General features: G+C 67.8%; 2 protein-coding genes. Both read left to right on the plus strand.

The window, feature by feature from the left end; all coding sequences use genetic code 11:
- Positions 1-757 precede the first annotated feature (757 nt).
- Complete coding sequence (gene mobI, locus QZY44_RS02505; RefSeq protein WP_295441782.1) at positions 758-1,306, plus strand: conjugative transfer protein MobI(A/C); 549 nt, start codon at positions 758-760, stop codon at positions 1,304-1,306.
- A gap of 80 nt (positions 1,307-1,386) precedes the next feature.
- The coding region (locus QZY44_RS02510) for a TraI domain-containing protein (RefSeq protein ID WP_295441785.1) at positions 1,387-1,738 on the plus strand (352 nt) is incomplete at its 3' end.

Genomic DNA, 1,738 nt, shown 5'->3' on the forward strand with positions numbered 1-1,738 from the left:
CCCAAGCGATCGGCGGGCGCGGCCCCGGCGGGCCGGATGACCACGCGGGGAGGGCCGCCGGGGCGACCGCTCGCCACCTTGAGGTTCGAGTAACCGATATCGAGCGCGGCGGCGGGCATGGGTGCTCCAAAGGTAGAGAGGACGTCGACACGGGGATGCCAGGCCATCGGCCAGCGCCGGGAAACGGGTGTTCGGCGAGAAGCGTGAACCTGGAAGTAGAGAGCGCGTCGAGAACGTGCAGTAGAGGGTCCCACGGATCGGACCCGGTGCGTGAGTGCCGAAAGTTCGGTTTTATGGGGGGAATGCGGGAAGGGCGGGTGAGTAGGGGGGCTGGCGCGGGCGGTCGCTGCGGTCGAATAGACGTGATTGGTTGATCCGCGGGATCATCACGTGAGTAGCGGGTCGCGGACAGAAGCCGCAACCCGCTGAAATAGAATCGCGTTGTCCGACGTGAACGCCCGCGTCGACGCACACTGACGTGCAAAGCCAATCCCCTGGTGTCACGCCGCGCCGCGGTCCTCGCAATGACGTGATTAGCGCGCCGGGTGTGTTGTGCCGTTACGCGGGGGGTTGCGAAGCGACCGAGCGATCTGTAAGAATGAGAAAAGCGCCGACGTGAAAAGGGCGCCGCGCTATTCACATGCCAGGTGAATACGGGTAAAGAAAATCCTGCCCGTTGGGCGCAAGCAAGCCCCTTATGAATCACACGTGAGTATAGGGTGGGCACTACTCCAAAAGATAAGATTGTGGAAACGCGATGAATGGTACCAACGTGCAGGCAGCGGGGGAGGGGGACGCGCCCGGAGGGGCCGCCAGCGGTGGGTTGGCCGGCGCCGGGGCACTGATCGACCGGCTGGTCGAAGACAGCCTGGCGGTGCTGGCGCAGGATGCCGAGGCCGCCATCGAACGGTTCCAGGCGCGGCTGACCGACGTCGGGCGGGACCACCCGAAGAGCGAGTGGGGCAAGGTCGGGGTGCGCGTGCGCGCTCAGCACAGTCCGCAGTCGACCCCGGGGGCCTTCGCCGTGGAGTGGGTCTCCTTCAGCTTCGCCCGTGGCTGTGCGGGGCGCACCTGCCACACCACCTACATCCCCCGTGGGACGGGAGACCGCTATCAGCGGGCCGCCTTCCGCGGGCAGGCGCGGGCCTGGCAGATCGACCTGATCATGGAGGCCGAAGAGACGCTCGGTCGCATCCGCGCGGCGGCCCGCCAGATCAGCCAGGCGCGGGTGCAACTGCGCAGCGCCACCCGGGCGGTCCAGGCGGCGCGTGAGTACCCGGGTGGGTGCCGTGGCGGGCCAGACTAAGCGCGCTTCCCGCATACCCCTCCAAAAACAGAACCTTCAGCCCTCACGCCCGCCCTGTTCCCCTTGGCATCATGGGCACCATGAGCATCTTCGACTTCTTGCACCGCCGCCCCGCCCACGCCGTGCCCGCCGCCCCGGTGGCCGTGGTACCGCTGATCGCGCCCCCGGACATCCCGCGTTATCCGCCGTTCTTGCAGGGCATTCCGGTGGTGGCCTCCGCGCACCTGCTGGCGACCCAGGCCGAACTGGTGGACAAGCTGCGCTACGGGATTGACTGCACGCCCGACTTCTTCCGCACCCAGGTACGCCCGGTCGTCGAGCGCTTCGCCGCCTTCGTCCACCTCCTGCCGGCCTCCGAGGCGCACCATCACCGCGGTGCCGGCGGGTTGCTGCATCACAGCCTGGAGGTCGCCTTCTGGGCGGGTCAGGCAA

It is taken from the genome of uncultured Thiodictyon sp., assembly GCA_903837595.1.
Classification (GTDB): Bacteria; Pseudomonadota; Gammaproteobacteria; order Chromatiales; family Chromatiaceae; genus Thiodictyon.

Coding starts and splice junctions, on each gene's coding strand:
- mobI (WP_295441782.1), top strand. CDS start 758: ATGAATGGTACCAACGTGCAGGCAGCGGGGGAGGGGGACGCGCCCGGA.